The following is a 14835-nucleotide window of genomic DNA, read 5'->3' as shown; positions in this document are numbered from 1 at the left end:
TTATGATTGTGCAAAACATAATTTATCCGCGCTCTGTTTCCTTGCCCCGTTCCGGCTCTCTGTCCTGTCTTAAAATACTGTCAATGTTCTGCTTGATAACGTCGTATTCCCGGACTTGCTTTTTGAGCTTGCCATAGTCGGCGTAAAGGGCTTCTTTCTGCGCTTGGAGGGCTTCATACTCTGATTGCAGCGCAGCGAGGTTGGGGAACTTGGTAACGCCCGCCGCTTTCATAGCCCTTGCAGCGGCTTCATGGAGGATAATATCGCGCTCATGTGCGGCGCGGTATTTCTCTTTATTCTTTGCCTTACGGTATGCGTCATAAACAGGTTTTGTCTTTTGGTAGGTGGAAATATTCTTGATAAAGACCGCCATATCCGTAAGACGCTTTTCGACGTTCTTCAATGCGTCTGCGGCCTGTTCGCTCTCTGTCTGGATTTCCGCTATCCTTGCCGTTAAATCCGCATACTGTTCAATCTTATGTTCCGTCAAGAAATTCATGGTCTTAGCTGCCTGTTTCAGATTATGGATTTTCGCCCATTGTTCATAACCTTTGCTCTGCGCTGCTTTGATACTGTTCTCAATATCAATAAGCAGACTGACGCCGCCCCGATCTGCGCGTGGAGCTTTCCCGGCGCGGGCGCGTTTGCCGCTTATCCGTTCCCTTATGGCTTCCTCTGTATAATCTGCGCCGAGGGTTTTAAGGCGGGTAAACCGTTCCTGCCCCGGAGCGCGGCACGATACATATTTCCCCGGTTTTATCTCATAGCCCGCTGCTTGCAGCCGTTGTAGTAGTTCCTCAAAACTTGATACTTGGGGAATGAGTGCGTCAACGGCAATTTTCAGCTTGCCTTTCCAACTGGTTCCCGTTTTCTCTGCCTGATACTCTGCATAGCTCTTTCCCTTACTCCCTTTGCCGGGAACGACAACAGACAATCCATTTTCCCGGCACAGCTTGTCGCTCATGTTCCGTATGCCGTAATAGCTGCGCTTATTGGAATTGTATTTGTGGTGGTCTACGAAATTGACCGCGCAGAAAATAATGTGGTTATGAACGTGTCCTTTGTCAATGTGCGTCGTCAAGACATATTCATGCTGCCCTTTGGTTACTGCGTCGGCAAGCTGCTGCCCGATTTTGTGGGCGGTTTCATAATCCACTTCCCCCGGCTCAAAGGACTGTATCAAATGAAAGGCTAAATTGTTGCCCTTTTGGAGAGCTTGCGACAGGGTATATTCAAACTCAATGTCTGCCGTTTCATAGGCGCAGCCGAAAGAGGACACAAGCATTTTCCCGTCCGTCTTATCTGGATTTTGGATATAGTCAAGGGCTTTGCTCAACGTGCTTTTAACAGGCTTAATCTTTGTAACCGCCATATCTCCGCAAGCACCCCCTTTATTTCCTCTATGTCCTCTTGGTAGACGCTGCCCGTCGCGTTGACACGCTTTGCAATCTGATTGACGTTGACACCGATTTTCTGTATTTCCGCTGTCATTGCCTTAATGTCGCTATGGTCTACTTGAATGATGTACCCGTCAATGGCAATCTTCCTAAGATATGCCGCCATGTTCCGGGTGGGTATGAGCTTCATTTTTTCAAGAATTAAATCCCGTTCTGCTTCCGTTACTCTGAATTTGATTTGTACCGTCCTTTTGCGCCCGTCCATGCTTTCGCTCCTTTCCGTTCCGAGGGTTTGGGACACTTCCCAACAAGCAATTTTCAACCGACGCGCCGCAGCGCAGGAGGGCGAAAATACGGAAGTGGGTACCCGCTTCCTATGCTTGCTATGAAAGTTTTTCCTTATTCCCTACTACAACGGAAAGCCCCGTTTTGCCAAACTTACGCAAAAGAAAAACGCTGCAATCTCAAAAAGATTACAACGCTTCCTAAGCCTATTCAGTTTTCGTTTTCGACTTCTGCAATTTCTTTCGCTGTTGCGGTAACAATCCGTATGCCCTTATCGCTCATGCTGTCAAGCAGCGTGTCGAGCTGCCGCCTTTGCGTCGATTTTTCCGCTGTCTTATCCGGGAAAAAGAATTGGTCTACGGATATGTCATAACGGGTTACAAGCTCATAAAAGATTTGCAGGCTTGGCTGTTGCCCTTTGTTTTCAATATTCGCAAGGTAGCAAGGGGAAATGTTCATTTCGTCGCTTACTTTCTTGCGGCTTTCATTTCTGCCTGTCCGCGCTGCTTTTATGGCTTGCCCGAAAGCTGCAAAGTCATACAAAGGTACTGGTCTTTTTGCCATAATAATTCACCCAACTACATTTTACTGTTCCTTTCTTTTTGAATATGTCTACACAGTTCATAGTGTTAGCTTAAATAATGCCGATTATACAAAAGCGGTTGTAAACTTTCCAAAAACGCATTGACAAACTTCGATATGATGGGTATAATACAAGAGCAAGGAGGTGAATTGCTTGACAGAGAATGAGAAACGCGCAAGGATTTTCAAGTCCTTTTGCGATGCGAATAGATTAACGATTTTAGGGCTACTCAAAGGCGGGGAAAAATGCGCTTGCGAATTGCTTGACGAGTTGCATATAGGGCAGCCGACGCTATCACATCACATGAAAATACTTTGCGACGCAGGAATTGTCCGGGGACGTAAAGAGGGCAAATGGACGCATTATTCCTTTGACCCGCAAGGAGTACAAAAAGCAAAAGAGTTGTTGGACGAAATAACGGAGTTCTCTCCCGGTTGTTCGGATAATTGTTCCTGTAAACAATAAGCCGCTTGTAGGCAGCAAGCGGCTTATACAAAAACTAATATATTGACAAATTGCAATGTGTCGATTTTAAGGAGGTCTATGTTTATGCAAACTGTAAAGTCAATTTGGGATTTCTTCAAAACCGAACTTTTGGGTATGAGTTGGCTCAATCGTTTGATAGGTGATTTATTGAATGCTTGCGGATTAGATACCGCCGGGAAAGTCGGCGGCAGCGTTCAGTTTTTCATCTACGACACAATCAAAATCATGGTGCTGCTCGGCGTGCTGATTTTGATTATATCCTACATACAAAGCTACTTCCCGCCGGAAAGAACAAAAAAGATACTTGGTAGATTTCATGGTGTGGGTGCAAACTGTATCGCCGCGCTGCTCGGAACAGTAACGCCGTTTTGTTCCTGTTCTTCCATTCCGCTATTTATCGGATTTACAAGCGCGGGATTGCCGCTTGGGGTTACGTTCTCATTTCTGATTTCTTCCCCTATGGTAGACCTCGGCTCTCTTGTGCTTCTTATGAGCATTTTCGGTTGGAAAGTCGCTGTCCTTTATGTAGTGCTTGGATTAGTGATTGCCGTTGTGGGCGGCACGTTGATTGAGAAATTACATCTTGAAAACTACGTTGAGGGTTTTATCCGCAATGCAAATACCCTTGATGTTCCGCAGGAAGAACTACACTTCAAAGACCGTATCAAATACGCATGGGAGCAGGTTTTAGCAACAGCAAAAAAGGTTGCCCCCTATGTACTGATTGGCGTAGGTATCGGTGCATTTATCCATAATTGGATACCCGAAGATTTTATTGTCAAAGTGCTTGGTACGGGTAATCCCTTTGGCGTAATCCTTGCGACGATTGTGGGCGTTCCCTTGTATGCGGATATTTTCGGCACAATTCCGATTGCAGAAGCCTTGCTTGCAAAAGGCGCTCAACTTGGTGTCGTCCTGTCTTTTATGATGAGTGTAACCACGCTGTCGCTGCCCTCTATGATTATGTTACGAAAAGCCGTAAAGCCTAAATTGCTTGGTGTTTTCATTGCAATTTGTACCATAGGAATTATTCTTGTAGGCTATTTTTTCAATGCAATTTCTTACTTGTTAATATAAGCGAATATAAAATTTTTTGGAGGTAATTATTATGACATTATTTGGTTTTGGAAAGAAGAAAGAAAAAGAAATAAACGCTCCTGTTTGTACTTGCAATGGTAACTGTTCCGTGTCTGAAACAGTTGAACCGGAAAATTTGAATAACTGTTGTCAAGACATACAAGGCAGAATTTGCTGTATCAAGGTATTAGGTTCAGGGTGTTGTCATGCTCTTTATGAGAACACACAATCCGCCGTTAAAGCAATGGGGATTTCCGTAGAAGTAGAATATATTACGGACTTGAAAAAGGTTATGGAATATGGCGTTATGAGTGTACCTGCTCTTGTTGTCAACAACAAAGTAGTATCTACGGGGAAAGTGCTGAAAACAGAAAACGTGCAAAAACTGTTACAAAAAATCGTTTCCGAAAAATAAATTTAATATCAAATTTACGCCTTATTATCAATAATTCAAATAGCGATTTAATGCTATGTAAAACAACAAAACTGCCGAATGTAGGCAGATAAAACGGCGGTTTTGAAATATTTACTCAAAACCGCCGTTTTCTTTTTGAAAAATAAGATAACGGGGGGTGTATTAAAGTCGCCCTTTTTTGAGGATACGGCGGTATCAAGGAGGTATCGCCATGTCCTTTTTCTATATCGCCATATCTTTTAGCTTATCAAAAAAAGCCCGACCGCCGCCGGGAACACTTCTACCCTCATATATGAACTGTCAAATCATCTAAATACCGCTTACAATTCCTTTGCGCTTGTCTGCATCTTGCAGACAGGCGCATTTTGCATTTTCGGGAGGTTTTTTCAAAAAAGTTTCGCTTTCATTCGGCGTTTGAAAAAATCGCCTGTATTATCCCGCGAAAAGGGGAGGTACCGCCACCTTTCAACACGAAAGGAGGTGAGAACATGGAACCTAATCGCGTGGAATTTCAGAAGCAATGTATCTTTCAAAGTTTCTGTAAACGGGTGCTGCACAACGAAGCCTGCAACGCCCACGAGGAAATCCGGCGTCGCAGAGCAAAGGAAGTGTCGTTTTCCGACCTTGCCTTGCATGAGGAACGACAGCTTTATACGCTTGATAAGTATTTTCAAGACGAAGAAGCCGAGCCGAGCTATCAGCAGGCAGGAAAGAAAATCACGCCGAAGCTGCTGCTTGAAGCAATCCGCACTTTGCCGGAAGAAAAAAGGAAAGCTATCATGCTGTACTATTTCGAGGGCATGACCGACGTGGAGATTGGAAAGTTATTCAATACGTCGCGCAGCACGATACAGTACAGACGGACAAGCTCTTTTGAAATCTTGAAGAAATATTTGGAGGAACACGCTGATGAATGGGACGAATGGTAAACAATCTGACTTCCCGGACGTTGCCCTTGTTCCCTATCCTGTCATTGTGGCAGCGACAAAGGGCGACCCGGACGCTATGAAAATTGTCTTGCAGCATTTTAGTGGTTACATAGCGAGCCTTTCCATGCGGAAGCTCTGCGACGAGCGCGGAAACGTCTATTTTGGCGTTGACGAGGATATTCGCCAACGGCTGCAAGCAAGACTAATGAGGGCAATCCTCACATTTAGGGTTGAATAACTGCACCGATACCGAAACGTCTTAACCCCTTTTCCGTTTCGTATCAATCCGCAGCAGCCCCGTATGTTCCTTGACAAAGAAAGCGACGCAAGATAACGGCGACGCAGTATAGGGCAAACCGGGTACGTCCTTTTTGCGCCGAGCCATACGGAGGGTGCGCCATGACGCTATTCCTCTATCGGGAAAAGCCGAGCGAGAAACACCGCGACGGGAAGCAAGTTAGCAGCTTGCGGGCGACAACACGCATTGAGGGGAGATAAGCCTTTACAGCCACAGTCCGAGCGTTCAGAGCGTCGCAGGCAATGGGTAAAGCTGCCTTAAATGAGCAGGGGTGCAATTCCCGCGAGGTTGTGCTAACAGCCGCCCGGTTAAAGCCCACTTTTTGTAACTTGACTTTTTAGCCATTTATGAAAGGGGGTATTTTCCTATGGCAAAAAAGGAAACAGCAAGCCCCGCTATCCCTGTATTCCCTATGTTAAAGACCGTTGAGCAAATGAGCAAGATTAGCGGTATCGGGGAAAATAAACTGCGCGAGCTTATGGATAGTGGCGAGCTTGAATATATACAAAATGGAAACCGTCGTTTGATAGCTGACGCTGCAATCTGGGACTGGTACCACAGGGCAAAGACGACAGCGAAGCCCCCGGCACGACAGGGAGGTTAAGCTATGGCTATATCAACAAGGCAGGTTAAGAATAAACGCGACAGCAACGGCGTACTGACCGGGCGGCCGGGTACAGTTTACGACGTGAATATAAAGTACACCGCCCCGAATGGGGAAAAGAAAACCTATTCAAAAAAGGGCTTTCCAACAAAAAAGGAAGCAACGCAGCATGAAGCAGAGATGAAAGCAAAGCTCCATAATCCGGGACAGATTGCGTCTATCGCTTCACAGCGGAAACAGACCGTTGCAAGCTATCTGAATGAATGGGTAGAAAGCTATGCAAGAGTGAACTTGCGCCCCTCTACTTACGACGGGTACAAAAGAACGATTGCAAACTACATCACACCATATATCGGCGGCGTTGCCCTTAATCAGCTTACCCCCGCTATGGTAGACAAAATGTTTCAGCAGATTATTGACAAAGGCTTGAAACCGTCCACCGCAGCCGGGGCAAAGCGTGTTTTGAGCGTGGCGTTGAGCCATGCCCGGAAATACCGCTATATCGAAACAAACGCAGCAAAGGACACGCTTACGAAGTTTGGAAAGAGCGACAAGACCCCCGACCCGTACACGCCGGAACAGGTAAAAGCCCTTATGCAGCGCGTCGAGGGTACCGTTTGGGAAATGCCCGTTATCTTAGGCGGGCTTTACGGTATGCGCCGTTCTGAAATCCTGGGCTTGCGTTGGCGCAATGTGGATTTGGAAAACAACACCTTTGACGTTTCCGAGCAGCTACCCTTTAAGGTACCGCCAAAAACAAAAGTCATTGAGGAAATGGCACCGCCGAAATCCAACGGGCGAAAGCTGCCTATCACAGAGCTTGCCCGCCCGTTCTTTCTCAAACAGTTTGCTATGCAGGAAGCGCAGCGCGAACAGGCAGAAAAGGACGGAAAGCCTTACTATGACAATGACCTTGTTGTAGCGAAGCCGGACGGTTCCCCTATCTCCGCGTCGTGGGTATCTTCCCAGTTTGGAAAGCTGCTTGAAGATTTGGATATGCCGCATATCCGCTTTCACGATTTGCGCCATACAGCAGCTACAAATATGCACCAACTGACAGGCGACTTCTACACCGTAGGCGAAGTGTTAGGACATACACTTGCGGGTATCGGCGTATCGCTTGGGCTGTCTATGAACTTTGAAGCTGTTACCGCCCGTTATGTGGACGTGCGGCTTGAACGCAAAAAAGAAGTCTTAGACGCTTATCATGGGGCGGTCAAACAGGCAGACCCGGCAAAGGCAGAGAAAGCCGAGCCGAAGAAAGCAAAGAGCGCGGCAAAGAAAAAGAGCAGCGATTTAGAGCTTTAACCGCTGTATCTCTTTACCGCTTCTTATACCGTTTTATAGCCCCGCGTGGGATTTGGGCACCATTTGGGCACCATTTACCGAAAAAGCACCACTAACACAGGCGATAAAAGAAACGCCGAGAACGCGCAAAAACATAGAGTTTATGCGGGTTTCCGGCGTTTTCTAATCCCTCAACCGACCTAAAATCATCTTGCGGCAGAGAGAAAAATTCTACTATTTTTTATAGCAGGCGTAGGACGTGCCGCCATTGCAGAAGATGGCCTGAATGTCCGCCGCATCCAAAATGACAGACAGATCGTTCGGCACAACGTTCGTGATGCTCGCATCCGACGATCCCACGATCTCGCATGAGCCGATGGTGTCCCACATGGCGACGCCGCGGCGCAGGACCATCGCTTTCTTCTCTTCGACCGTCTTCGGCGTTTCCTCGCCCAGAACAGCGGCGAGCGTCGGCCAGAAGCGGTTCTGCGGGTGCGCGTAGAAGAACGCCGCCTCCCTTGACTTAACCGACGGGAACGAGCCCAGGATCAGCACGCGCGACTTTTCGTCATACAGCGGCAGAATATTATGGACCTGCGTCTTAAGCTCCATTTTCTCGTCCCCTTTCTACCTTTTTCGCCATTTTAACACAGGAACATCAAATCGCCAAGTCCCGTTTCCTCCGTCTGCGTACGCTTCGCTGCGGAAATGGGTTGGCTTTTCGGCAAAGTCATGTTATGATAAAGTAGATATATATTAAATGTAGGTGCCTTGCCCCGCGTGGGCACGGTCATCTTTGAGAAAGGACATCTATGAAAGACGACGACAATCACATTCTCCTTTTAGAAAAGGGCAAACGAGGCCTTCTGCAGATCATCTTCGGCCGCACGGGCATCATCATCGTTTCGCTGATCGTGCAGATCTTGTTCCTCTTTGCCGCCTTTTACAAGCTTGAGGGCTTTCTGCCCTACTTCTGGGGCGGCAACACGCTGCTGTCGGCGGCAGTCGTGCTGTTTCTGTTCGGCAACGACGACAACCCGACCATCAAGCTCACGTGGTTTTTCATCCTCGCGGTGCTGCCGGTGTTCGGCTTGATCCTGTACGTTTACATCAAGACGGACCTCGGCCACCGGCTGATGATCCGCCGCTACAACGACATCCTGTCGCAGACGGAGCACTTCGCCCCCTCGGAAAGCGCGTGTTCCAAGGAGGAATTACCGGAGGAGCTCCAAAGCCTTGCCTCCTACTTGAATTCCTGCGGCTTCCCCTGCTATCAAAACACACAGGCGCAATACTTCCCCCTCGGCGACGATGCGTTCGAGGTCATGTGCGACGAGCTCCAAAAGGCCGAGCACTTCATCTTCCTCGAGTATTTCATCGTCAGGGAGGGCTACATGTGGGGCCGCATCCTTGAAATTCTCAAGGAAAAGGTCAACGCGGGCGTCGAGGTGCGCGTGCTGTACGACGGCACCTGCGCGGTCGCGCTGCTGCCCTATTCCTACCCCGAAAAGCTCGAAAAGCTCGGCATTGCCTGCAAGATGTTCGCGCCGCTGCGCCCGTTTGTCTCCACGCACTACAACTACCGCGACCACCGCAAGATCATGGTCATCGACGGCAAGATCGGCTTCACAGGCGGCATCAACCTCTCCGACGAGTACATCAACCGCACCTCGCGCCTCGGCCACTGGAAGGATACAGCCATTGCCCTGCGCGGCGACGCCGTGCGCAGCCTGACTCTGATGTTTTTGCAGATGTGGAACGTCAGCTCCGTGCACTTTACGCCCGAAGTCTACAGCAAGTATCTCGACGTGCCGCAGCCGGTGCGCGAAAAGGAGCCGGGCTACGTCATCCCCTACGGCGACAGCCCACTCGACCGCGACCTTGTCGGCGAGATGGTGTATATGGACATCATCAACCGCGCCAACCGCTATGTGCACATCATGACGCCGTACCTCATCATCGACAACGAGATGATCACGGCGCTGACCTATGCCGCGCGCCGCGGCGTGGAGGTGCAGCTCATTCTGCCGCACGTGCCCGACAAGGAGATCGCCTTCTCGCTCGCGCATACGTATTACCGCAGGCTGCTTGAAAACGGTGTACAAATTTATGAGTACGAGCCGGGCTTCGTTCACGCGAAGGTCTTCGTCAGCGATGACTGCAAGGCGACCGTCGGCACGATCAATCTGGACTACCGCAGCCTGTACCACCACTTTGAATGCGGCACGTACCTCTATGCGTCCCCCGAAGTCCCAAAAATTGAGCAAGACTTCCAGCAGACGCTCGCCAAGTGCGTCCGCGCGGACGCTGAGCTTCTCAAAAACGACCCGTTTATGCGAAAGCTCATCGGCCCCGGCATGCGCATCATCGCCCCGCTGCTGTAAGAAGTAAAAAAGTCGAAACCGAAAGGTTTCGACTTTTTTACTTCTCAATTACTTTTCGAGCTGCTCGAGCGCGCTGCACACGGCAGTGTGCTCCTTCTGCACCGCCTCATAGAGCGGCTGTACGCTTTCAGGCATCGAATCCTGACCGCGCAGCGCTTCCGTCATCTGAGAGCTGGCGTGGGCGAGCGAGCCGAGGCCAAGGTTCAGCGCCACACCCTTGAGCGTGTGCACCGCGCGGAACGCCGTAGGCGTGTCGCCCGCGTTCATCGCGTTTCTCAGGTTCTGCATACTGTCGTCGCCCGGGAACATATTAAGGAAGCGCACGATGCGCTCGTCGTTCTGAAAACGCGCCTTGGCTTCGCCGTAGTCGCCGCCGACGCAGCGGAAAAATTCGTCAAGTTTCACGTTCTTTCGCCTCTCGATAGATTGCTACGCAATCCTTTTTCAATTTGGCCTGATACATCGCAAGGTCCGCCCTGCGGATCGTTCTTGAGATGCGTCCCGCCGCGAACGCGCCGCCGATGCTCGCGCTGATGTGCAGTTCAGGATATTATCGACGCAAAAGACGGCAGCGTTTTTGCCTATGAAGCGCTCATGCGCGTGGATCTTCCCACGCTGCACTCCCCTGCTGACGTGCTACGCCTCGCGCGCGAGGAAAACTGCCTGCACGAGGTCGAGCGCATCACGTTCTTCCGTGCGTCAAGTGCATATCAGGCGCTTGAAAACGCCGGTAAGATCGTGCCCAGCGCGCTGCTGTTCGTCAATTCGATTGCAAGCCAGTATCTAACGCCCGATGAGCTTTCGGAATACTCCGCGCGCTACGCCTCGATCCTGCCGCGCATCGTCATTGAGATCACGGAGGAAGAGGTGCTCGACCCCAAGGCGCTGCGCATCAAGCAGACGATCCGTGGCAGCTCTGGTGCGTTCGCGCTCGACGACTACGGCAGCGGCTACAGCAACGAGCGCAGCCTTCTCGAGCTCTCGCCCAACTACATCAAGATCGACCTTTCCATCATCCGCGACATCGACACCGACGCCAACAAGCGCCAGATCGTGTCGAACACCGTATCCTACGCGCACCAGCGCGGCATGAAGGTCGTGGCCGAGGGCCTTGAGACCGCGGACGAGGTACGCACCGTGCTGTCGCTCGGCGTCGACCTTCTGCAGGGCTTCTTCCTCGCGATGCCGCAGGTCGAACCCGGCGGCGCGAGCGAAGAAAGTCTTGCCGTCATCGCCGAGATACACAGCCAGAGCGATGAGAGTCAAATTTCGATATTTGGCGGCGACAAGCAGTAAATATCGCAAAAAGGCTCACGAAAGCATTGCTTTCGTGAGCCTTTTTCTTTTATCCGTTCTCTTTCGCCGTGCGGGCGCATTCGATGATCGTGCGCACCGCGCAGTCGATGTTGATGGGCTTGGAGAGGTGGGCGTTCATGCCCGCGGCGAGGCATTTTTGAATGTCCTCATGGTAGGCGTTGGCTGTGAGGGCGATGATGGGGATGTGCTTCGCCGTCTCGCTGTCGAGCTTTCGGATGGCGGCAGTCGCCTCTAGGCCGTTCATCACCGGCATCTGCATGTCCATCAGGATCGCATCGAACTCGTCTGGCGCGGCCTGCTCGATCCGCTGTAAGCAGTCCTGCCCGTTCACAGCGCGCACACAGTGCACCCTGTAGCCGCGCAGCTGCTCGGCGGTGATCTCGTAGTTTACGTCGTTGTCCTCGGCCACGAGCACGGTGAGCGGCTTTTCCGGCAGCGTGATGGCCGTCTCGGTGTGCTCTTCGGTCTCGGCGTCGTCCGCCGCGGCGGGCAGGTCGAGCGTCACGCGGAATGTCGTGCCCTTGCCGACCTTGCTCTCAGCCTCGATCGCACCGCCCATCAGGTCGACGATCTTTTTCACAATGGCAAGGCCGAGGCCACTGCCGCGCACCTTGTTGACGCGCGTGTCGACCGCGCGGGAAAAGGCCGAATACATCTGCTCCATGAACTCCGGCGTCATGCCGATGCCCGTGTCGCTCACGACCGGGACAAGGCGGACCTTGCCGCTCTCGGCAAGCTTTTCCTCGTAGACCTCTAACTTCACATCGCCGTTTTCCGGCGTATACTTGATGGCGTTTGAGAGCAGGTTCATATAGGCGGATCTGGTCGGAGAGCAGCACATTGTGGGAAATGTCGTGCAGCTTCCCCGAAAAGCGGATGTTTTTCGCCTCCGCCATGCCCGCGATGGCCTGACAGTAGAAGTCAAACAGCTCCGGCAGCTTCACCGGCCGCGAGACGATCTTGAACTCCCCGCTCTCGATGCGCGAGATATCCAGCACATCGTCGATGAGCTCCTGCAAATTGCCGCCGCTGACACGGATCTTTTCCAGGCACTCTTTCATCTTCCCCGGGTCGTCCGCATGCTGTAAGGCGATGTTCGTAAAGCCCATGATGACGTTCATCGGCGTGCGGATGTCGTGCGACATGCGCGAGAGGAACTCGGACTTTGCCTCGTTCGCGCGGCGTGCCGCATCTGCCGCGCTCATCAGGTCCTTTTCGCGGCGCTTTTCTTCGCTGTAAAGGCGCATCGCGAACAGCACCTGCTCCGCCTCGCCATTTTTCCCGCGCGTCTGCACGATGAAGCGCGCAAGATGCCAGTTGCCGTCCCTCACGGGGTATTCGAGCATCACGGAATCCTCGTGCCGCAGTCTCTCCGCGAGCGTCGAAAGATCAAAAAACGGTTCAACATAGGGCAGATACTCCGGCACGATGCTCTGCTTGCTCATTTCACTCATGTGGACGCTCGCTCTGCCGCTGTGTCCGGTCAGCCGGTGCATCTGCCGCTCGCTTGCAGTCTCCTCATAATGGCCCGTACGGGAGCAGGTCGCCCGCGGAGTTGGAGTGCTCCTCGATCTTGACGATCTCAGCCCGGTCGTTCATCAGATCCACGCGGTAGACGGACGTGCTGTCCTTGCAGAGCACCTTGAGCATCTGCTGCTCAAGCTTCACGGCCTGCAAGTTCTGCTCGAGTGACTTCTGCTTTTCTTCCAGCAGCGTCAGCATGCGCAGGTTCTCCCGCGCGCTGCCGAGGTGTCCGCCGACAAAGGCGAGCATGCGGAGCTTATTGTCCGTCATCGCCCGCTGCGGATTGTCAAGGCCGAAAAAGCCGCTCAGGCTGCCGCGGTAAAAAACCGGCACCGCGATCTCGGAGCGAATGCTCTGCGCCTTCAGGAGCTCGTACTCGCTCGGCATCAGCGTTTTCACGTCTTCAATATTCGGAATAACGATCGTCTCGCCGCGGCCGAAGACCTTGAGCCAGTACGGCATATCCGCGGGAACGATCTCCGTCAGGTTGTCGATCTGCGGCGCGACGCCGTTCGCGCACCACTCAAAGGTGTTGCAATAGGCCTCCGCCGTCCCCTCCAGCCGCTCGAAGAGAAACACGCGGTCAGACTGCATGGCCTCGCCGATCAGACTCAGCAGGCGATAAACCAACTCGTCCATCTCCTCCTTGCTGCACGTACGGTCGATACGCGCGAGCTGATCGATGAGCGCAAGGCTGTATTCTGCCGCAATGCTCGCCCCTGCGGTCGCGGGCGGATGTTCTGCTTGCTTCATGCGCTTGTCTCCTTTGCGGCAGCTTTCGATACCTGTCATAAATATGCAAAATTGGTCAAAGTTTGTTTATTATAGCATGGAGTAGTTCGAAAGTAAAAACGAAGTTGTCCCTCCCGTCGATCGTTCGGCATCGCCGCACAAAAAAGCGCCGGCTCGTTGAGCCGGCGCACTTATATTTGTTTTCACACTCTGCCGCTTTACTTCTTCTTGCCGCCGAGGAATTCCGGCAGGGACTTGCCCTGCTTGAGCCACTGGTGATACTCGGCCGTCGCGGCGAACTCGACGTCGCCCGCAGAGTTGAGCGCGGTCTCGACAGAGTCCTGAATGACGCCGATGATGAAGCCGACGCCGACGACCTGCATCGCGATGTCGTTCGAGATACCGAACAGCGAGCACGCCATCGGGATGAGCAGCAGCGAGCCGCCCGCCACGCCGGAAGCGCCGCACGCGCCGAGGGCCGACATGATCGAGAGCAAAATCGCCGCGGGCAGCGAGACCTGCATACCCAGCGTATTGGCCGCGGCCAGCGTCATGATGGTGATGGTGATGGCCGCGCCGTCCATGTTGATCGTCGCGCCGAGGGGGATAGAGACGGAGTAGAAGTCCTTGTCCAAGCCGAGCTTTTCGCACATCGCCATGTTCACGGGGATGTTCGCTGCGGAAGAGCGGGTGAAGAACGCCGTCAGGCCGCTTTCACGCAGGCAGCGGAACACCAGCGGATAGGGATTGCAGCGCAGATAGATGCAGATGATGATGGGGTTGATGACAAGCGCCATGAAGAGCATCGTGCCGACCAAAAGCAGCAGGAGCTTGCCGTACTGGGTGAAGATCGCAAGGCCGTTGCTCACAACGTTCGTGAACACAAGGCCCATGATGCCGAACGGTGCCAAATTGATGATCCAGCGCACGATGGTGGACACCGCGTCCGCCGTGTTGCTGAGGAAGACCTTCGTCGAGTCCGCACCGAGCTTCTTCATCGCCACGCCGAAGAGACAGCCCCACATCAGAATGCCGATGTAGTTGCCGTTCATAATGGCGGAGATGGGGTTCGAGACGATGTTGGACAGCAGCGTGTGCATGACCTCGCCAAGGCCCTGCGGGATGACCTCGGCCTCAGCGGCCTCGGCCAGCAGGAGCGTCTGCGGGAAGAGCATGCTGGTCACAACGCTCAGCGCCGCGGCGACGAACGTCGTAAGCATGTAGAGCCACACGACCGTGCCGAAGCGGCGGTCGAGCTTGGACGAGCCCTGCGCCAGCGCGCTCGCCACGATGACGAACACCAGCACGGGGGCAATGCCCTTGAGCGCGCCGACAAACAGGTTGCCAAGTTCCTGTAACCACGTCGCGCCGGGACAGACCAGCGCCAGGATCACGCCGACGACAAGGCCGATCGCGATGCGCAAAATCAGGCTGACGCCGTTATACGCGGCGGCAATTTTTTTAAGGGTCTTCATAAAGGGATTCATAGGGGCATCTTCTTTCTTTTCAAAATCTAA

The 14835-nt window shown here is 52.4% G+C and carries 17 protein-coding genes and 1 pseudogene; 9 read left to right on the top strand and 9 right to left on the bottom strand.

The window, feature by feature from the left end:
* Window positions 1-22 precede the first annotated feature (22 nt).
* From NI20_RS0103280 to NI20_RS0103270, 3 genes are all read right to left on the bottom strand, one after another.
* Window positions 23-1372, bottom strand: coding sequence for a relaxase/mobilization nuclease domain-containing protein (locus NI20_RS0103280; protein WP_033120023.1), 1350 nt, complete (start codon window positions 1370-1372; stop codon window positions 23-25).
* A complete protein-coding gene (gene mobC, locus NI20_RS0103275) occupies window positions 1333-1662 on the bottom strand; it encodes a plasmid mobilization relaxosome protein MobC (RefSeq protein ID WP_033120022.1) in 330 nt (109 codons plus the stop codon). Before mobC ends, NI20_RS0103280 begins: the two co-directional genes overlap by 40 nt.
* Window positions 1663-1892: 230 nt before the next feature.
* Entirely contained in the window at window positions 1893-2246 is a 354-nt protein-coding gene (locus NI20_RS0103270; RefSeq protein WP_033120021.1) for a helix-turn-helix transcriptional regulator, read from the bottom strand.
* A gap of 172 nt (window positions 2247-2418) precedes the next feature.
* Between NI20_RS0103270 and NI20_RS0103265 the strand changes: the two genes are divergently transcribed.
* From NI20_RS0103265 to NI20_RS0103235, 7 genes are all read left to right on the top strand, one after another.
* On the top strand, window positions 2419-2730 hold the full coding sequence (locus NI20_RS0103265) for a helix-turn-helix transcriptional regulator (protein ID WP_033120020.1): 312 nt from the start codon (window positions 2419-2421) through the stop codon (window positions 2728-2730).
* Window positions 2731-2814: 84 nt separating this feature from the next.
* On the top strand, window positions 2815-3828 hold the full coding sequence (locus NI20_RS0103260) for a permease (protein WP_033120019.1): 1014 nt from the start codon (window positions 2815-2817) through the stop codon (window positions 3826-3828).
* Between the two features lie 31 nt (window positions 3829-3859).
* The gene (locus tag NI20_RS14470) at window positions 3860-4243 is read left to right on the top strand and encodes a thioredoxin family protein (RefSeq protein WP_070470188.1); all 384 of its coding nucleotides are present in this window, start codon (window positions 3860-3862) and stop codon (window positions 4241-4243) included.
* 488 nt (window positions 4244-4731) lie between these two features.
* Window positions 4732-5172, top strand: coding sequence for an RNA polymerase sigma factor (locus tag NI20_RS0103250; RefSeq protein WP_033120017.1), 441 nt, complete (start codon window positions 4732-4734; stop codon window positions 5170-5172).
* The gene (locus NI20_RS0103245; protein ID WP_033120016.1) at window positions 5153-5410 is read left to right on the top strand and encodes a helix-turn-helix domain-containing protein; all 258 of its coding nucleotides are present in this window, start codon (window positions 5153-5155) and stop codon (window positions 5408-5410) included. The genes NI20_RS0103250 and NI20_RS0103245 overlap by 20 nt, the downstream gene beginning before the upstream one ends.
* A gap of 427 nt (window positions 5411-5837) precedes the next feature.
* The gene (locus tag NI20_RS0103240) at window positions 5838-6074 is read left to right on the top strand and encodes a helix-turn-helix domain-containing protein (protein WP_033120015.1); all 237 of its coding nucleotides are present in this window, start codon (window positions 5838-5840) and stop codon (window positions 6072-6074) included.
* A gap of 3 nt (window positions 6075-6077) precedes the next feature.
* Entirely contained in the window at window positions 6078-7382 is a 1305-nt protein-coding gene (locus tag NI20_RS0103235; protein ID WP_033120014.1) for a tyrosine-type recombinase/integrase, read from the top strand.
* A 213-nt stretch (window positions 7383-7595) separates the two neighbouring features.
* On the opposite strand, the gene NI20_RS0103230 is transcribed toward NI20_RS0103235, so the two are convergent.
* Window positions 7596-7973: a DNA-deoxyinosine glycosylase gene (locus NI20_RS0103230; RefSeq protein ID WP_033120089.1), complete on the bottom strand. Its 378-nt coding sequence runs from the start codon at window positions 7971-7973 to the stop codon at window positions 7596-7598.
* Between the two features lie 200 nt (window positions 7974-8173).
* Here NI20_RS0103230 and cls point away from each other — a divergent pair, with 200 nt between their 5' ends.
* The gene (gene cls, locus NI20_RS0103225; protein WP_052084400.1) at window positions 8174-9745 is read left to right on the top strand and encodes a cardiolipin synthase; all 1572 of its coding nucleotides are present in this window, start codon (window positions 8174-8176) and stop codon (window positions 9743-9745) included.
* A 48-nt stretch (window positions 9746-9793) separates the two neighbouring features.
* Here cls and NI20_RS0103220 read toward each other — a convergent pair whose 3' ends face one another.
* Window positions 9794-10150: an Hpt domain-containing protein gene (locus NI20_RS0103220; RefSeq protein ID WP_033120013.1), complete on the bottom strand. Its 357-nt coding sequence runs from the start codon at window positions 10148-10150 to the stop codon at window positions 9794-9796.
* Window positions 10151-10294: 144 nt separating this feature from the next.
* Between NI20_RS0103220 and NI20_RS0103215 the strand changes: the two genes are divergently transcribed.
* Window positions 10295-11041 (top strand): EAL domain-containing protein, encoded by a 747-nt coding sequence (locus NI20_RS0103215; protein ID WP_081958357.1) that lies wholly within the window; start codon window positions 10295-10297, stop codon window positions 11039-11041.
* Window positions 11042-11090: 49 nt separating this feature from the next.
* Here NI20_RS0103215 and NI20_RS13765 read toward each other — a convergent pair whose 3' ends face one another.
* From NI20_RS13765 to sstT, 4 genes and pseudogenes are all read right to left on the bottom strand, one after another.
* Window positions 11091-11873, bottom strand: a complete 783-nt coding sequence (locus tag NI20_RS13765) for an ATP-binding protein (RefSeq protein WP_197055347.1) — start codon at window positions 11871-11873, stop codon at window positions 11091-11093.
* A 169-nt stretch (window positions 11874-12042) separates the two neighbouring features.
* A pseudogene (locus NI20_RS15825) lies at window positions 12043-12267 on the bottom strand (sensor histidine kinase); the annotation flags it as partial.
* A gap of 313 nt (window positions 12268-12580) precedes the next feature.
* Entirely contained in the window at window positions 12581-13339 is a 759-nt protein-coding gene (locus NI20_RS0103205) for a GAF domain-containing protein (protein WP_033120011.1), read from the bottom strand.
* A 197-nt stretch (window positions 13340-13536) separates the two neighbouring features.
* On the bottom strand, window positions 13537-14793 hold the full coding sequence (sstT, locus tag NI20_RS0103200; RefSeq protein WP_081958360.1) for a serine/threonine transporter SstT: 1257 nt from the start codon (window positions 14791-14793) through the stop codon (window positions 13537-13539).
* Window positions 14794-14835: the final 42 nt, after the last annotated feature.

The sequence above is a fragment of the Oscillibacter sp. ER4 genome, assembly GCF_000765235.1.
Classification (GTDB): domain Bacteria; phylum Bacillota; class Clostridia; order Oscillospirales; family Oscillospiraceae; genus Hominicoprocola; species Hominicoprocola fusiformis.
The sequence above is the reverse complement of the archived record's forward strand: the minus strand, read 5'-3'. Positions and strand labels throughout refer to the sequence as shown.